General features: G+C 61.4%; 18 protein-coding genes. 7 read left to right on the top strand and 11 right to left on the bottom strand.

Annotated elements, in window-relative coordinates; translation table 11 throughout:
• Positions 1–245 precede the first annotated feature (245 nt).
• Positions 246–1,844, top strand: a complete 1,599-nt coding sequence (locus tag METH_RS00815; RefSeq protein ID WP_024088496.1) for a phosphoenolpyruvate carboxykinase — start codon at positions 246–248, stop codon at positions 1,842–1,844.
• Positions 1,845–2,018: 174 nt separating this feature from the next.
• Positions 2,019–2,702, top strand: a complete 684-nt coding sequence (locus tag METH_RS25100) for a methyl-accepting chemotaxis protein (protein WP_024088495.1) — start codon at positions 2,019–2,021, stop codon at positions 2,700–2,702.
• Here the strand turns inward: METH_RS25100 and dgt are convergent.
• The 3 genes from dgt to METH_RS00795 form a co-directional block, all read right to left on the bottom strand.
• Positions 2,693–4,054 (bottom strand): dGTP triphosphohydrolase, encoded by a 1,362-nt coding sequence (gene dgt / locus METH_RS00805; protein ID WP_197538816.1) that lies wholly within the window; start codon positions 4,052–4,054, stop codon positions 2,693–2,695. The genes METH_RS25100 and dgt overlap by 10 nt on opposite strands.
• Before the next feature lie 63 nt (positions 4,055–4,117).
• Complete coding sequence (locus METH_RS00800; RefSeq protein WP_024088493.1) at positions 4,118–5,014, bottom strand: cation diffusion facilitator family transporter; 897 nt, start codon at positions 5,012–5,014, stop codon at positions 4,118–4,120.
• Positions 5,015–5,036: 22 nt separating this feature from the next.
• On the bottom strand, positions 5,037–5,804 hold the full coding sequence (locus METH_RS00795; protein WP_024088492.1) for a sulfite exporter TauE/SafE family protein: 768 nt from the start codon (positions 5,802–5,804) through the stop codon (positions 5,037–5,039).
• Here METH_RS00795 and METH_RS24260 point away from each other — a divergent pair.
• The 4 genes from METH_RS24260 (at position 5,704) to METH_RS00780 (ending at position 9,078) form a co-directional block, all read left to right on the top strand.
• Positions 5,704–5,946, top strand: a complete 243-nt coding sequence (locus METH_RS24260; RefSeq protein ID WP_169731228.1) for a hypothetical protein — start codon at positions 5,704–5,706, stop codon at positions 5,944–5,946. The genes METH_RS00795 and METH_RS24260 overlap by 101 nt on opposite strands.
• Before the next feature lie 3 nt (positions 5,947–5,949).
• Entirely contained in the window at positions 5,950–7,635 is a 1,686-nt protein-coding gene (locus tag METH_RS00790; protein WP_024088491.1) for an acyl-CoA dehydrogenase family protein, read from the top strand.
• A gap of 173 nt (positions 7,636–7,808) precedes the next feature.
• Positions 7,809–8,492: a GDSL-type esterase/lipase family protein gene (locus tag METH_RS00785; protein WP_044008295.1), complete on the top strand. Its 684-nt coding sequence runs from the start codon at positions 7,809–7,811 to the stop codon at positions 8,490–8,492.
• A gap of 262 nt (positions 8,493–8,754) precedes the next feature.
• Entirely contained in the window at positions 8,755–9,078 is a 324-nt protein-coding gene (locus METH_RS00780; protein ID WP_342667063.1) for an META domain-containing protein, read from the top strand.
• 52 nt (positions 9,079–9,130) lie between these two features.
• Here the strand turns inward: METH_RS00780 and recO are convergent, their stop codons facing one another.
• From recO to era, 3 genes are all read right to left on the bottom strand, one after another.
• Complete coding sequence (recO, locus tag METH_RS00775; RefSeq protein ID WP_024088489.1) at positions 9,131–9,856, bottom strand: DNA repair protein RecO; 726 nt, start codon at positions 9,854–9,856, stop codon at positions 9,131–9,133.
• A gap of 69 nt (positions 9,857–9,925) precedes the next feature.
• Entirely contained in the window at positions 9,926–10,255 is a 330-nt protein-coding gene (locus METH_RS00770; protein ID WP_024088488.1) for a DUF1491 family protein, read from the bottom strand.
• An 88-nt stretch (positions 10,256–10,343) separates the two neighbouring features.
• The gene (gene era, locus METH_RS00765) at positions 10,344–11,249 is read right to left on the bottom strand and encodes a GTPase Era (RefSeq protein WP_024088487.1); all 906 of its coding nucleotides are present in this window, start codon (positions 11,247–11,249) and stop codon (positions 10,344–10,346) included.
• A 502-nt stretch (positions 11,250–11,751) separates the two neighbouring features.
• Between era and METH_RS24625 the strand changes: the two genes are divergently transcribed.
• The gene (locus METH_RS24625) at positions 11,752–12,186 is read left to right on the top strand and encodes a cupredoxin domain-containing protein (protein WP_044008294.1); all 435 of its coding nucleotides are present in this window, start codon (positions 11,752–11,754) and stop codon (positions 12,184–12,186) included.
• Between the two features lie 9 nt (positions 12,187–12,195).
• Here the strand turns inward: METH_RS24625 and rnc are convergent, their stop codons facing one another.
• From rnc to METH_RS00735, 5 genes are read right to left on the bottom strand one after another with little or no spacing between them, the layout of a single operon-like run.
• Complete coding sequence (gene rnc, locus METH_RS00755; RefSeq protein ID WP_024088485.1) at positions 12,196–12,873, bottom strand: ribonuclease III; 678 nt, start codon at positions 12,871–12,873, stop codon at positions 12,196–12,198.
• Positions 12,870–13,706 carry a signal peptidase I gene (lepB, locus tag METH_RS00750; protein WP_024088484.1) on the bottom strand — a complete coding sequence of 279 codons (837 nt, stop codon included), beginning with the start codon at positions 13,704–13,706 and terminating at the stop codon, positions 12,870–12,872. Before lepB ends, rnc begins: the two co-directional genes overlap by 4 nt.
• A 58-nt stretch (positions 13,707–13,764) precedes the next feature.
• A complete protein-coding gene (gene acpS, locus METH_RS00745; RefSeq protein WP_024088483.1) occupies positions 13,765–14,196 on the bottom strand; it encodes a holo-ACP synthase in 432 nt (143 codons plus the stop codon).
• The gene (locus METH_RS00740; RefSeq protein ID WP_024088482.1) at positions 14,193–14,612 is read right to left on the bottom strand and encodes an ABZJ_00895 family protein; all 420 of its coding nucleotides are present in this window, start codon (positions 14,610–14,612) and stop codon (positions 14,193–14,195) included. The genes acpS and METH_RS00740 overlap by 4 nt, the downstream gene beginning before the upstream one ends.
• A 4-nt stretch (positions 14,613–14,616) precedes the next feature.
• A complete protein-coding gene (locus tag METH_RS00735; protein ID WP_024088481.1) occupies positions 14,617–15,366 on the bottom strand; it encodes a pyridoxine 5'-phosphate synthase in 750 nt (249 codons plus the stop codon).
• Positions 15,367–15,374 lie beyond the last annotated feature (8 nt).

Here is a 15,374-nt window from a genome sequence, read left to right as displayed (position 1 = left end):
TCTTTGGTCTCCATTAGGGCAAAAATACCTTAGCGTCTGCTGAACAAGCGGGCACCGGCACCGGCCTAAACTGATGGTTGCGCTAAACGTTGCCTTGGTGGCGCTAACTGGGGAGGACCGGCCTGTTCACTGCCCAAAACGACGTGTTAAGACCCCGCCACCGGCAGCGATGCCGTTTTCTATTGCCCCACTGGCGCAGCCGCGCAGCCTGCGTGCCGCCCGCGCCGCCACAGGAGAAAAAACGCATGACATCTGGACGGGTTAACCCGCAATTCCGCCTCGAGGATCAGGGCATCGAGGGTCTGGGAAATGTCTACTACAACTTCATGGAGCCGGCGCTGATCGAAGCCGCGCTGAAACGCGGCGAGGGCACGCTCGGCAATGGCGGCGCATTCCTGGTGACCACCGGCAAATTCACCGGCCGCTCCCCCAAAGACAAGCACGTCGTCAAATCCGACAGCGTCCGCGACACCATCTGGTGGGACAACAACGCAGCGATGAGCACGGAAGGCTTTGACGCGCTTTATGCCGACATGCTGGAGCATATGAAGGGCAAGGACTACTACGTCCAGGACCTGGTGGGCGGCGCTGACCCGGCCCATGCGATCAATGTCCGCATGGTGACCGAACTGGCCTGGCACAACCTGTTCATCCGCACCATGCTGCGCCGTCCCGAGCGCGAGGACCTGGATGATTTCATCGCTGATTTCACCGTCATCAACTGCCCCGGCTTCCAGGCCGACCCCAAGAAGCATGATTGCCGCTCTGAAACCGTCATCGCGATGAATTTCGACCGCAAGTTGATCCTGATCGGCGGCACCGAATACGCAGGCGAGAACAAGAAATCCGTGTTCACCCTGCTGAACTACCTGCTGCCGGAAAAGGGCATCATGCCGATGCACTGTTCCGCCAACCACGCCAAGGGCAACCCGGTCGACACCGCCGTGTTCTTCGGCCTCAGCGGCACCGGCAAGACCACCCTGTCCGCCGACCCCGACCGCGTCCTGATCGGCGATGACGAGCATGGCTGGGCGGCCAACGGCACCTTCAATTTTGAGGGCGGCTGCTACGCCAAGACCATCAATCTGAACGCTGAAGCCGAGCCGGAGATCTACGCCACCACGTCAAAGTTCGGCACCGTGATCGAGAACATGGTTTTTGATCCGGAAACCAAAGATCTGGACTTCAACGATGACAGCCTGACTGCGAACATGCGCTGCGCCTACCCGCTGCATTACATTTCCAATGCATCGGAAAGCGCCCGCGGCGGCCACCCGAAGAACATCATCATGCTGACCTGCGATGCCTTCGGCGTTCTGCCTCCGATCGCCCGGCTGACCCCGGCGCAGGCGATGTACCACTTCCTGTCGGGCTTCACCTCCAAGGTGGCCGGCACCGAGCGCGGCGTGACCGAGCCGGAGCCGACTTTCTCGACCTGCTTCGGCGCCCCCTTCATGCCGCGCCGCCCCGAGGTCTACGGCAACCTGCTGCGTGAAAAGATCGCCCAGCACGGCGCGACCTGCTGGCTGGTCAACACCGGCTGGACCGGCGGCGCCTATGGCGTCGGCAGCCGGATGCCGATCAAGTCGACCCGCGCGCTGCTGACCGCCGCACTGGACGGTTCGCTGGCCGAGGCCGAGTTCCGCAAGGACAGCAACTTTGGCTTTGACGTTCCTGTCACAGTGCCCGGCGTGCCGGAAGTGCTGCTGGACCCGCGCCGCACCTGGGACGACCAGGAAGCCTATGACCGCCAGGCGGCCAAGCTGGTTCAGATGTTCTCCGACAACTTCGGCCAGTACCTGCCCTATATCGACGAGGATGTGAAAGCAGCCGCCATCGGCTGATCGCCTTTTAGGATCCCTCCGTCTCCTGAAAACCCCGGCCCTGCGCCGGGGTTTTTCATTTTAGGAAATAATTTTTCCAGTAAACACTTCCTTAACCCCTCCAGCGCAATTCTTCCGCAAAGGCAGCTTTCGGCTGTTTAACAAAATTTGCGCCATTTCCGGGGAGAGGTCAGAATGGACAAAGAGGCTTTAACGGTTTTCAACAGCATTTTCAGTTCCGGCAGCGCCTTTGTGTACCGCTGTGCCAATGACGAGAATTTCACGATGAAATTCATGGCCGGGCAAATCGAAAAGCTTTGCGGCTGCCCCAAATCGGACATCCTTGGAAATGCAAAGGTATCCTACGTCGGCTTGACACACGCCGAGGACATCGACCGCGTCTTCGCCGATGTGGACGCCGCCATCGAAGCGCGGGAGAACTGGGACGTCGCCTACCGGCTGAGCCGCCCGGACGGAACAGCCGCCTGGGTGCGCGAGCGCGGCAATGCAGTCTATGATGACAATGGCGAAATGGTATACCTTGAGGGGCTGGTCGTGGATGCCTCGGCCGAAGTCAACCTTCGCAAAGAACTCGAGAACACCTTGCAGAAGACCGAAGCGGACAATGCCGAAATCCTCAAGCTGGCAGAGAATATCCTGCGGTCGGTGCAGAAACTTTCGATCCTGGCCATCAATGCGGGCATCGAGGCCGCCCGGGCCGGAAAGGCAGGACAGGGATTTGCGTTTCTGGCGCGTGAGATCAAGGCGCTGGCCGACGAGAACAACGCTTGGGCGAACCGGATCACGGATCAGATGGCGGGCCGCGACAGCTCAGCCCGCGACAAGATCATGCGCGCACGGGCACCGGATCAGACCTGAAGCGAGCCTGTGACCATGTCCCGGACCTTGACCGCATAGCGATCAGTCATGCCGGAGACAAAGTCTGCAAGCGAGTGCATGGCCGTGTACGGGTCTTCCACCCCGCGCAAATCCAGGTCCACGGCGCGGATCAGCTGCTTCCAGTGAGGGTGTTTCTTGGCCAGCCGTTCCTGATCCCAATCACAGCCAGCGAGATCGGCATAAAGCCCGTGAAAGTGGTCGAGAAGGCGATGCAGCACCTGGCGGCCGGCCACTTCCAGCTGTGTCTTGCGGCGCGCTGCAAAGATCCGCTCCACCGACAAACGCTGCAGTTCGGAGAACGCGTCTGCCTTGGCAGAGGCGCCGATCAGATCACCGTCGAACTCGCCGCTCATGATAGCGTCATAATTGTCCATGAACGCCTGCACCGCGGCGCTGCTGGCAGCCCCGATTGATAGTGCGCGCAGCAGGGCGATCCGGTCATTCAACGGCATGGCCGCGTCTTCCTCACGGTTGCGTTTGCCGGTGATGTCCTCCAGTACCGCTGCCACGTCGGACCGGTCCAGATCGCCGACCGCGCCTGCATCTTCGATGTCCATGATCCGGTAACAGATGTCGTCCGCCGCCTCGACCAGGAAAGCAAGCGGATGCCGGCGGTACCAGCCTGCACCTTCGTGCAGCATGCCAGTGGCCTCGCAGATTTCGTCGAGCAGTCCGGTGTCAGAGGCAAAGACGCCGAATTTTTTGAGGCCTGTATAGGGCGCCGGACCGTCACCGCAGACGGCATCACGCACCAGCCGGGTGCAGGGGTATTTCAGGAAGGCGCCCAGTGTTGCATAGCTAAGCCGCATGCCGCCCTCGCGCCGTGCCATTTCCAGCCGCCCGGCGATCCGCAGCCCTTGGGCGTTGCCTTCGAAATGGGCGAACTCGGCCTGCTGGTCCGCCGGGATACGGGCAGCCAACCCGTTTACGGATTGAAATTGCGCTGCAAACCAGCCGCCGATGCTGTCCTCGCCTGAGTGCCCGAAGGGCGGGTTGCCGATATCATGCAGCAGGCAGGCAGCCTGCACATGGCCTGCAATGCGCAAAACCTGATCAGGAGAGATGCGGCCCTCCTGCAGCAGAGCATGGCCGACACCGGTGCCGAGCGACCGGCCGACACTGCAGGTCTCCATGCTGTGGATCATCCGGTGATGCACATGGTCGTGGCTGTACAGCGGATGCACCTGGGTCTTCTGCGCCAGACGGCGGAAGGGTTCGGAGAACAGGATGCGGTCATAGTCCTGCAAATAGGCCTCGCGGCCCGGAGCCTCGGGGTAGTCCGGACGGCACAGCCGCCCCGGATTCAGCAGCCTGTTCCACTCCATCGCCATTTGCCTGCTCCTTTGCCTGTTTGAAGGCGGTTAAACGGGAGGCCGGGCGGAAATGCAATCGCTTCAGCGCGGCCTGATCCCGGCGGGTTCCAGCTTATGCTCGGGCTCCACGTGAATCACCGGCTGCGCGTCGGGGATGGAGGCCGTCAGCGCGGCCTCGACCCGGTCGCAGATGTCGTGAGCGGCGCGGACAGACATGGCGCCGTCGACCACCATGTGGAACTCGACAAACAGGGCCCGGCCGGCGCGGCGGGTCTTCAGCCCATGCACCTGCATCGCCCCATTGGCGGTGGTGTGGATAATCTCCTCGATCCGGGCGCGCTCGCCTTCCGGGGCAGCTGTGTCCATCAAGCCGTTCACCGATGCCGCAATCACCAGCCAGCCTTCGCGCAGGATATTGATCGCAACCAGGATTGCCAGCAGCGGATCAAGCACCGCCCAGCCGGTGGCCAGCGCCAGCACCAGGCCGCCCAGTACCCCTGCCGAAGTCCAGACATCGCTCATCAGATGCCGCCCGCCCGCAGACAGCGCCGGTGAATGCAGCCGGCGTCCGGCCTGCAACAGCACCCGCGCCCAAGCTAGGTTCACGCCCATTGCCACAGCATTGACCACCATTCCCGCTGCGCCCCAATCGGCTGCGGCCGGGCGGCCCAAAGCATTTACGGCTTCATGCACGATCACCAAAGCGGCGATGACAATCATGGTGCCTTCAGCCACAGCAGAGAAATACTCCGCCTTGTGATGGCCATAGGGATGGCCCGCATCCGGCGGCCGCTGGGCGTAGCGCACGGCAAACCAGGCCATTACGGCGCCGCCGATGTTCACCAGCGACTCCAGTGCATCCGACAGCAGCGCGACCGACCCGGTCATCATCCAGGCGGCGGCCTTCAACCCCATGACCGCCAGCGCGATCAAGATCGAGCCTGTTGCCAGCTGCTCCGCGCTCAGCCTTTGATGCATGGTCCCTTCCTCCAGCCCCTGTTCACATCAGCAAGCCGCGGCGCAGCAGATTCACCCCTGCAACCAGCAGAACCACCAGCGTTGCACGGCGGAACAGCACTTGGTCGATCCGGTCATGCAGCTGCCCGCCCATCCACATGCCTGCCACGGCCGGCACAATCAGCGCCAGCGAGAACGGTGCGGTATCCGCCCGCATCACACCCGAGCCGATATGCGCCGCCAGCAACGCCACGGCACCCAGGCCGTAGATCACTCCCTGAACGCGGATTTGCTCGGTCTTTTCAGTGCCGAGCGCAATCAGGTAGGCAACCGTCGGCGGCCCCCAAACCCCGGAAACTCCGCCAATAAACCCGGCGATCCCGCCCACGGCAGCTTCGCTGAAGCGGGTTGGCTTACGGATAGAAAACGCCTTTCCCATCAGCTGGAGCAAGGCAAATCCCGTGACCGGCACCCCGATTACCAGCAGCAGTGCCTGCTGCGGAAGCAGCCGCACGGACTGAGCGCTCAGCAGCATGCACATCAGCCCCGTCAGCAGAAACACCCGGAATTTCCGGATCGAGCCTATCGCGGCCCGCGGCCCTTGACGCAGCGCCTGCATCCCGTTGGCCACCAGTGTCGGAAGAATCAATCCAGCCAACGCCAGGTCAGGCGGCAGAAACACGCTGAGACCGGAGATGAAGATCATAGGCATGGCAAAACCGATCAGGCCTTTGACCGTGCCCGCCAGCAGTGCAATGCCAAAGGCTGCTGCCAGCTCTGCCGGGGAAATGAGAGAAAACAATGCTGTCATATTCCCGACCTACCACATCCGCAGCGTGCTGCACTGGCAAAATAGGCACGCAAGATTTGATCCAAATGCCGCACCCGTGAGTATTTTTGTTGCGCTGCACCTGCAAAATGATTTACCACCGGGCGACCGGAAAAGGATCTGATTCATGGCCCACGACGGACAGGACTTGCATATGAAACCGACACTCATCCCCGACCTGCTGGCGCTGACCGCCGCATCCCTGGAACCTCTGGACCAGTTGCTTGAGGCAGCCCGCGCCTCGGTCAAGGACATGGTGAGCCACGAGGGCCGTGTTTCCGGCCAGCTGGTCGAGGAGAACCAGGTGGCTGCACACGGGCTGTCATGGCTAGCAACCTATGTCTTCAGCCTGCGGCAGATGCAGAAATGGGCCGAGAAACTGCAAGGTGAAGGCAAGTTCGGAGAGATGGAGCAACTGATCCATCAAATCGGCTTTGGCGAATACCTGTCGCAGGTCTATGGCGGCATCCAGATGAACCAGAGCGAGATTATCCGCCTGCAGGATTTGGGCCTTTCCCAAAACGTCCAGCGCGGGCTGATGGTGCCCGCAGTTATGACGCTCTGCGAGCAGGGCAACAGCCAGGCCGCACGCACCCGTCTGGTAGAGCTGATGGAGGCGCAGGCTGGCGCCACCATGTTCGGCACTTCCGGGCTGGAAGAAGAACTGGAAATGATCCGCGACCAGTTCCGCCGCTATGCGGTTGAAAAGGTCGAACCGCACGCCCATGACTGGCATCTGAAGGATGAGCTGATTCCGCTGTCGGTGATCGAAGAACTGGCAGAGATGGGCGTATTCGGCCTGACTATCCCCGAGGAATACGGCGGTTTCGGCCTATCCAAAGCGTCAATGGTGGTGGTGTCCGAAGAGCTGTCGCGCGGCTATATCGGTGTTGGCTCGCTGGGCACCCGTTCAGAAATCGCGGCCGAGTTGATCCTCTGCGGCGGCACTGACGAACAAAAGGCCCATTGGCTGCCGAAACTGGCCAGCGCCGAGATCCTGCCCACTGCTGTCTTCACCGAGCCGAATACCGGCTCCGACCTCGGCTCATTGCGCACCCGCGCGGTGAAGGACAAGAACGGCGACTACAAAGTGACCGGCAACAAGACCTGGATCACCCACGCTGCCCGAACCCATGTGATGACCCTGCTGGCGCGCACCGATCCGGATACAACCGACCACCGCGGGTTGTCGATGTTCCTGGCGGAAAAGTCACCCGGCACCGATGAGGCCCCGTTCCCGACTGAAGGCATGACCGGCGGTGAGATCGAAGTGCTCGGCTACCGCGGCATGAAGGAATACGAGCTGGGCTTCGACAACTTCCACGTAAAGGGGGAAAACCTCTTGGGCGGCGAGGAGAACAAGGGCTTCAAGCAGCTGATGGAGACCTTTGAATCAGCCCGTATCCAGACTGCGGCCCGTGCCATTGGCGTGGCCCAGTCGGCGCTGGATATCGCCATGCAATACGCCCAGGACAGAAAGCAGTTCGGCAAATCGCTGATCAACTTCCCGCGGGTTTCGGGAAAGCTGGCGATGATGGCGGTGGAGATTATGATCGCCCGCCAGCTGACCTATTTCTCGGCATGGGAAAAAGACCACGGCCACCGCTGCGACCTGGAGGCCGGGATGGCCAAGCTGCTGGGTGCGCGCGTTGCTTGGGCTGCTGCGGACAACGGGCTGCAGATCCACGGCGGCAATGGCTTTGCGCTGGAATACAAGATCTCGCGCGTTCTTTGTGACGCCCGGATCCTTAATATTTTTGAAGGGGCTGCGGAAATTCAGGCTCAGGTCATCGCCCGCCGCCTGCTGGCTTAACCTGTTTCAGCCCAACTGCGAACGAACGCTTTCTGGCCCGGCGCTTGCGCCGGGCTTTCCCATTTCCGTGAATTTACCCTCGGAATGCGGCCTGTTTGCGATGTTCTCCCGGAATACGACTGTTTCCAATCTGGGTTGTTCGCACCTTCACGATTCGCGGTTAATAAGAGAGCATGACACGTTTGCGCCTTTTCCTGTTCCCGCTGTTCCTGCTGATTGCCGCCTGCGCTTCTGCCGTTCCGTCAGAGCACTCCCCCCGCATTCTCGCAATGGGGGATTCGCTGCTGGCCTGGCACAGCCTGGCCGGAAAATCCGTCTCCGACACCGTGGCCCGGGAACTGCAGGAACCGGTGGTCGACCGCTCCGTTTCTGCCGCGCGCATCATCTACAAGCTGCCGGTTTCCGCTGCGGCCGGCATGCAGATCCGCAGACAGTACCAGCCCGGCAAGTGGGACTGGGTGATTGTGAACGGCGGCGGCAACGACCTGTGGCTCGGCTGCGGCTGTTTTGCCTGCAACCGCAAACTGGACAAACTGGTCTCTAAGGACGGGCGCGCGGGTGCGATTCCCGGAATGCTGTCAGAATTGCGTGCGACCGGTGCCAAGGTCATATATGTCGGCTATCTGCGCAGCCCCGGAACCGGATCGCTGATTGAGCACTGCCGCGACGAGGGTAACGAGCTGGAAGCCCGCATCGAACGGCTGGCGGAACTGGACAAGGGCATTCACTTCCTGTCGCTCAGGGACATGGTGCCCTTCGGCGACCGGTCTTATCATGCGCTGGACATGATCCACCCATCGGTCAAGGCCAGCAACGAGATCGGCCAAAGAGTGGCCGAAATCATTCAGGCAAATTAGACGGCGGCTCCCGCCTCTTCAGACGCATTCAAGGAATGCATCTTCTGCGTTGGGCCGGGCACCGTGCTGCGCACGGTGCAACAGCGCATTCCTGCTCGGACCGGCCTGCGCCGCGCATTGCGCGGCGCTATGCCCAACCGGCGCAAGGCATTCACAATGCCGCCACGGCGGGCGGGAGACGTCACGTTCCGTTTCCGGGCCGCCTTGTGTTCTCCGCGCCCCTTTTTCAGTGCACAAGGCATCATTGCTGTATGGAGCCCCGGTGCCGCAGTCTGTTTTGATCTTCTCGCTGCTGCTTGCCAGTGCCTGCACCGGCGACGAAACTCTTTCAGCTTATGGGGCAGCGGATGAAATCTGGCATATCTCCAGTATCGACAATGCGGTCTTTCCCGCAACCGCCAGGCTAAACTCCCCGGAACCTGGAAAAATCTCGGGGCAAGCGCCCTGCAACAACTTCCGGGGCGTTCAGACCGCGCCGTACCCTTGGTTCAGCATAGAAACGCTTGCCCTGACGCGCGCCGCCTGTCCTGAACTTGCAGCCGAAACCGCATTCCTGCAAGCCCTGCGGGATATGACGCTGGCCTAAGTTTCCGGTGGCGTGCTGATCCTCAGCAACGACCAGGAACGCAAGATACTGTTCACAGCCGGCGGCTGAGCAGATGCATCAGCCTCCCGCGCGCCTCGGGCAGCGGCCGGTTGCCCAGCGAAGGCGCCAGATGGGTCTCCAGAAAATGGCCGGTGGTGCGCAGCGCCTGCAGGATTTCCGCGTCTCCGGCATCGCCTTTCCCCAGCATCACCGGGGGCAAGGGCAGCAGCCGGTCTGCCCACTCCCCGGCGCCTTCACGTGAAACAGCCCGGCCCGATTTGGGAGAAACATATTCAAGCCTGCGCTGCGACCCGGTGACCGCACAGACTGTCAGATCAAGCCCAAAGCCCATTTCCTCCAGCAGCCCCAACTCCCAGCGAAGGAAGGCAAGCGGCCAAAGCTCTTCATTGCCCAAGAGATCCAGCAACTGTTCACTGCGGGTATAGAGTTCAGGATGCGGTTCGCGTTCAGGCAGGCAGAAGGACAGCAGCGCTGTCACCGTATTCAGCCCCGCCAGCGCCAGCCGCCCGGACATCGCAACTGCGGCCCGGCTGCGCAAAAGTTCTGCATTATAGCTGCCAAGATGGTCCTCCATCCGGGCCCGCCAGGCCACATCCAGCTGGGCTCCGGGCTGCAGTACCGGAGCAAGCTTGCGGCTGGCACCGCCGCGCACCATTCCCGCGTGGCGGCCATGCGCTTCGGTGAAGACATCGATGATGGCTGAGCTTTCGCCATGCCGGCGCATCGAAAGCAGTATGCCATGATCACGCCATTCCAACAGCAGGCCTCCCAGTCATCCAGACCGCCGCAGCAGAGCGCATTGCAGCGGAACCTGCAAGCGGCGGAATCACTCCAGCCCCGGCTCGTCCAGAAGATGGCGGCCGGCGCGGTCTTCGACCTCAATCACCCAAAGGTCCGGGTCGAACCCGCGCTGGCGCTGGATGGAAGTGTCGACCTCAGTCTCTGCGCCGGCAGCCAGTTCATCCCATTTGCGCACACCGCTCATTAGATCATAAGTCCGGTGAAAGGCACGCGCCTGACCATCCAGCGTGTTGAGCTTGACCAGCACCGCACCCGCTGTGTCATCACCATGCGACGTAACAAAGGCAGGAATGTCCATCAGCCGCAGCCGGGCCAAATAGGCCTGCACCCAGAATTCGGCAGTAAGGCGGGTCATGCTGCGCGGTTTCCGGCGATGCCGCCGGTTGCAACCACGGGAGCCTCCGGCAGGAGTATTTTCACAAAGGTGAAACGCATAGACAGCTTCAGTTGCCGTCTTTGAAGTCGAGGCCCATTTCGGAATAACGCTCGGATTCTTCCAGCCAGTTGGGGCGGACCTTCACTTGCAGGAACAGATGCACCTTGCGATCCAGGAATTCTTCCAGCTCGGCGCGGGCGGCTTGGCTGACCGCTTTGATCGTCTCGCCCCGCTTGCCCAGTACAATGCCCTTATGGCCGTCGCGCACCACATAGATCAGTTGATCCACCCGGGCAGATCCATCTTTGCGTTCTTCCCAATTCTCGGTTTCGACCGTCAGCTGGTAAGGCAGTTCCTGGTGCAGGCGCAACGTCAGTTTTTCACGGGTCATTTCAGCTGCGATCATCCGCATCGGCAAGTCGGCTATCTGATCCTCGGGGTAAAGCCAGGGGCTTTCCGGCAGCTTGCCCGCCAGCCACTGGCGCAGGTCGTCGACTCCATGGCCGCGTTCAGCAGAGATCATGAAAGTTTCGGCAAAACCGTAGCGGCTGTTCAGGTCCTCGGCGAGGCCCAGCAGTTTTTCTGCCGGCACCCTGTCGATTTTGTTGATGGCAAGTGCCACTTTCCGGCCGCTGCCGATTTCCTCAAGCCCCTCCAGAATGGTTTCCACGCCTTCGGTGATGCCCCGGTGCGCCTCGACCATCAGAACCACCACGTCGGCATCTGCCGCCCCGCCCCAGGCTGCCGCGACCATTGCCCGGTCCAGGCGGCGGCGCGGGCGGAACAAGCCGGGGGTGTCGACAAAGACAATCTGCGCTTCGCCCTCCATTGCCACGCCGCGGATCCGTGTGCGCGTGGTCTGAACCTTATGGGTCACGATCGAGACCTTCGCCCCGACCATACGGTTCAGAAGAGTCGATTTGCCCGCATTGGGCTCTCCGATCAGGGCAACGAATCCGGCGCGTGTGGTCATCAATACAGGTCCTGTTTGCAGAGCAGACCCCCTACAGGATTTTACCCACAGGGGCCAGAGGTGTTTTCAAGGGGGCTTTGCCTACCTTCACATAACCTTGCCCAATGTCAAAGACCTGTGGCAGGTCCCATGTGACAATCGCGGCGCCAAGCCGATCCGCGAGCCAGGCAGTTCATGACAATTGCGCCTTGGGGAGGTTTCCAACGAAACGCCGTGATTTTCGACTGGGATCGGCTGCGATCCCAGGGGTGACGGGCGCTGCCTCCTGGGGCACCGCATGCGCCGCCGCGCAACAGCTCACCATTCAGACTGCCCGCTTTGCATGACGCGGAAACGTCCCGAAGGGCTAGAGAGTTTGCCGCCAGACGCGCCGCCACCGGTTCTCTACGGTGTGCAAGGCAAGCCGATGCACCTGCGGGTCTCCACGCGCACCGCAGATCAAATAGCGATGCATAGGCACGGCCGTGAAACCGGAATGGCAAGCAGTGGCCTAATTGTTCAGATGCCGCGCCCGGGACGCACCATCGGATCGCAGCTGCGCCATGGCGCGGGATGGCAGGCCTGGAAGGTCTGCCGGGAAATCGGCGGTTTGGCCTCCGCCCGCGGGCATTGGCACCGCAAAATCCACCTTCTGACCTGGGCCGGAGAGGCCGCCAAGGGCACCGGGCTAATGGCCCTGGTGGTACGCGGTGAGAGCCATGTTCTGCGGCTTAGGAATGGGCCGCCAGACCTGTATCCGGTCCACCTTCACGGACTGGCCGTTACCCCGATCCGTTCAAACCTGCGCAAGTTTCCGCCGCTGGTGGCCGATACCATGCTGCTGTTGAAAAACGAGTTGCCGGGATCGCGCTGGTGGCTGACAATCCGGGCGATCGGGCGATCCACTGCCATGGGATTGAACACCAGAAAACCGGTCACGCGGGCTATACCCGCGTGACCTGAGAGCTTATCCGAGCCGCGTCAGCAGCGCCTTTGCAGCGGCCTGTTCGGCCTGCCGCTTGGAACCAGCGGTAGCCTGTGCTTGGGTCCCGTCCTGCAGCCGCGCTGCGATGGTGAAGACCGGCGCGTGATCCGGGCCGCTGCGGGACAGTTCGACATAGGACGGCGGGTTCTGACCGCGCGCCTGCGCCCATTCCTGCAGCGAAGTCTTGGCGTCGCGTGCGTCGCTTTCTACCTGATGAACACGGCGGCCCCACAGCCGCAGGATCATCTCAGCCGCGGCCTCAAAGCCTGCGTCCTTGTAGACCGCGGCAATCACCGCTTCCATCGCATCACCCAGCAGCGCCTGCTTGCGCCGGCCGCCAGACATCATTTCCGACCGGCCCAGTTTCAGAACTGCACCCAAGTCGATTTCCGCGGCAACATCAGCGCAGGCCTCCTTGCGCACCAGCGCATTGAAGCGCGGCGCCAGCTGCCCCTCGGTGGCGGTCTTGTCATGCTCCAGCAAAGCGGTTGCCATCACCAGCCCCAGAACCCGGTCACCCAGAAACTCCAGCCGCTGGTTGTCCTTGCGGTTGGGCGACGACACAGACGCATGTGTCACAGCGCGCTGCAACAGTTCAGGCCGGGCAAACTGATGCCCGATCCGGTCTTCAAACGCGCGCAATTCCTTGGACAGTTTCACTTGATCCCCTTGAAGAAACGGTCGCTCCGCCAGGTCCAGAAATAGAGCATGGAGCGCCCGGCGGAAGAGAACATGATCCGGTCGGCACGTCCGATCAAGTTTTCAAACGGGACGAAACCCACGCCGCCGGCAGACTGCGGCAAACGGCTGTCTGAGGAATTATCCCTGTTGTCGCCCATAAAGAAGTAGTGGCCTTCCGGCACTTGAAAAACGCCAGTGTGATCCATGCCCTGATTGGTGATGTTGAGAACAATATGTTCATTTCCGCCGGGCAGGGTTTCCAGTTTGCGCGACTTATTACAGACAGCCCCCTGGCCCACCGGTGCGTTTTCACAACGCGGGAAGGAACCCTGCGGCCCCTGGCGCCCCATCACTTCCTCGAATTGACCGGCCTCTTGCAGCTTTACCGGTTCGCCATTGATGAAAAGAACGCCATTCTTCATCTGGATCTTGTCGCCCGGCAGGCCGATCAGCCGCTTGATGAAGTCATTGCTGTTCACTGGATGGCGGAACACCACCACATCGCCGCGCTCCGGCTCGCCGCCCATCAGGCGGGTATTGTCGCCGTCCAGGAAACCGCAGATGTTTTTAGCGTCTATGTTCAAACCAATGGCGGGGATGCGCACGCTGGGGCAGGAAGCATAGGAATATCCATAGGCCATCTTGTTCACGAACAGGAAATCCCCGATCAGCAGGGTCTCCTTCATCGATCCTGACGGTATCCAAAATGGCTGAAAAAAGAGGGTGCGGAAGACACCGGCGATCAGCAGCGCATAGACGATGGTTTTCACCGTCTCAATGATCGAACTGCCGGTCTTTGCTTTGGCCGTCATCAGGCTCTCCGGTTTGGAAACAGGGTCCGGGGCTACATGCGGGCCTGAAGGGGCCAAGTCAAGTTCCGGCGGGCAATTCCTCCGGGTTCGCGGTCATGGGACGCGCCTCAATCACCACAAAGGCCTGCGCCCAGGGGTGGTCATCCGTCAACGTCACATGGATCACCGCTTCATGGGCCGGCGGGGTCATTTCGCGAAGGCGTTCAGCGGCCCAGCCTGTCACATGCATCACCGGCTGACCCGTACGCAAGTTGGTAACCGCCATGTCCCTCCAGGCGATTCCCATGCGCAGCCCGGTGCCCAGCGCCTTGGAACAGGCTTCCTTGGCGGCCCAGCGTTTGGCATAGGTGCCCGCCACGTCGCGGCGGCGTTCGGCCTTCTTCTGTTCGGTTTCGGTGAAAACCCGGTTGCGGAACCTGTCGCCGAAGCGGTCCAGCGTGCGCTGGATACGCTCGATATTGGCCAGATCGGTTCCCACGCCCAGGATCATTCTTCCAGCCGTTTCAGCCCCAGTTTGATGCCATGCGCCAGAAACAAACGGTTGACCATCAGGATGACTGCCAGCAGCAGCACAAAAAGTCCTGCGAGATACAGGGCAGGAATGGTCGCCCGCGCTTCAGCGATCACCGGGTTGTTCCAGTAGAGCGGCAGCTGAACGATGGTCAGCAGCGCAACGACGCCGGTCATCGCCGCAGCATTGACCCAGGCCGATTTTCCGTCCAGCGGTGCCCGGATTGTCTGCGCGATGCGCATTCCTTCAAGAACTGCGGCAAACATAGGCGGCAGAACCGTTGCCAGTCCGGCCGGCATGCCGACCCCGAACTGCGTCAGCACCAACCCCAAAAGCATCATGCCGATTGAAGCTGCCATCCAGAGCAGACCGTAGCGGATCAAATTAACGTGCATGCCCTTATCTCTCCCGCGCTTCATCCATCATCCGCCGCATTTTCTGCACTGCCGGGGTAAGGCCCCGGAAGACTGCCTCGCCAATCAGGAAATGGCCTATATTCAGCTCTTTGACCTCCGGGAAGGCCGCAACCGGTTTTACGGTATCATAAGTGAGGCCATGCCCGGCATGCACTTCCAGCCCCAGGGAATGGGCATAGGCCGACATCTCGCGCAATGCGTCCAATTCGCGGTCACGGTCCTCAAACCTGGCCTCGGCGTGGTAGTCGCAATAGGCACCGGTGTGCAGTTCGATCACCTCGGCGCCGATCCGGTGCGCGGCTTCGATCTGTTTTCTATCGGCGGCAATGAAGATCGACACCCGGCAGCCTGCGTCGCGCAGAGGTGCGATGTAATGGGCCAGGCGGTTTTCCTCACGGGCGACTTCCAGCCCGCCTTCGGTGGTGCGTTCCTCGCGTTTTTCCGGCACGATGCAAACCGCGTGCGGCTTGTGGCGCAGGGCAATTTTTTGCATTTCCTCCGTCGCCGCCATCTCAAAATTCAGTGGCACCGTAAGCGCCTCCATCAGCCTGTCGATATCGGCATCTGTGATATGGCGGCGGTCTTCGCGCAGATGCGCGGTGATACCGTCGGCGCCAGCCTCTTCGGCCAGTTTTGCCGCGCGGACCGGGTCCGGATAGGCACCGCCGCGGGCGTTGCGCACCGTGGCGACGTGGTCGATATTCACACCCAGGCGCAATTTGTTCTGTGTCATGACAGCTG

Source organism: Leisingera methylohalidivorans DSM 14336 (assembly GCF_000511355.1).
Taxonomy (GTDB): domain Bacteria; phylum Pseudomonadota; class Alphaproteobacteria; order Rhodobacterales; family Rhodobacteraceae; genus Leisingera; species Leisingera methylohalidivorans.
The sequence above is the reverse complement of the archived record's forward strand: the minus strand, read 5'-3'. Positions and strand labels throughout refer to the sequence as shown.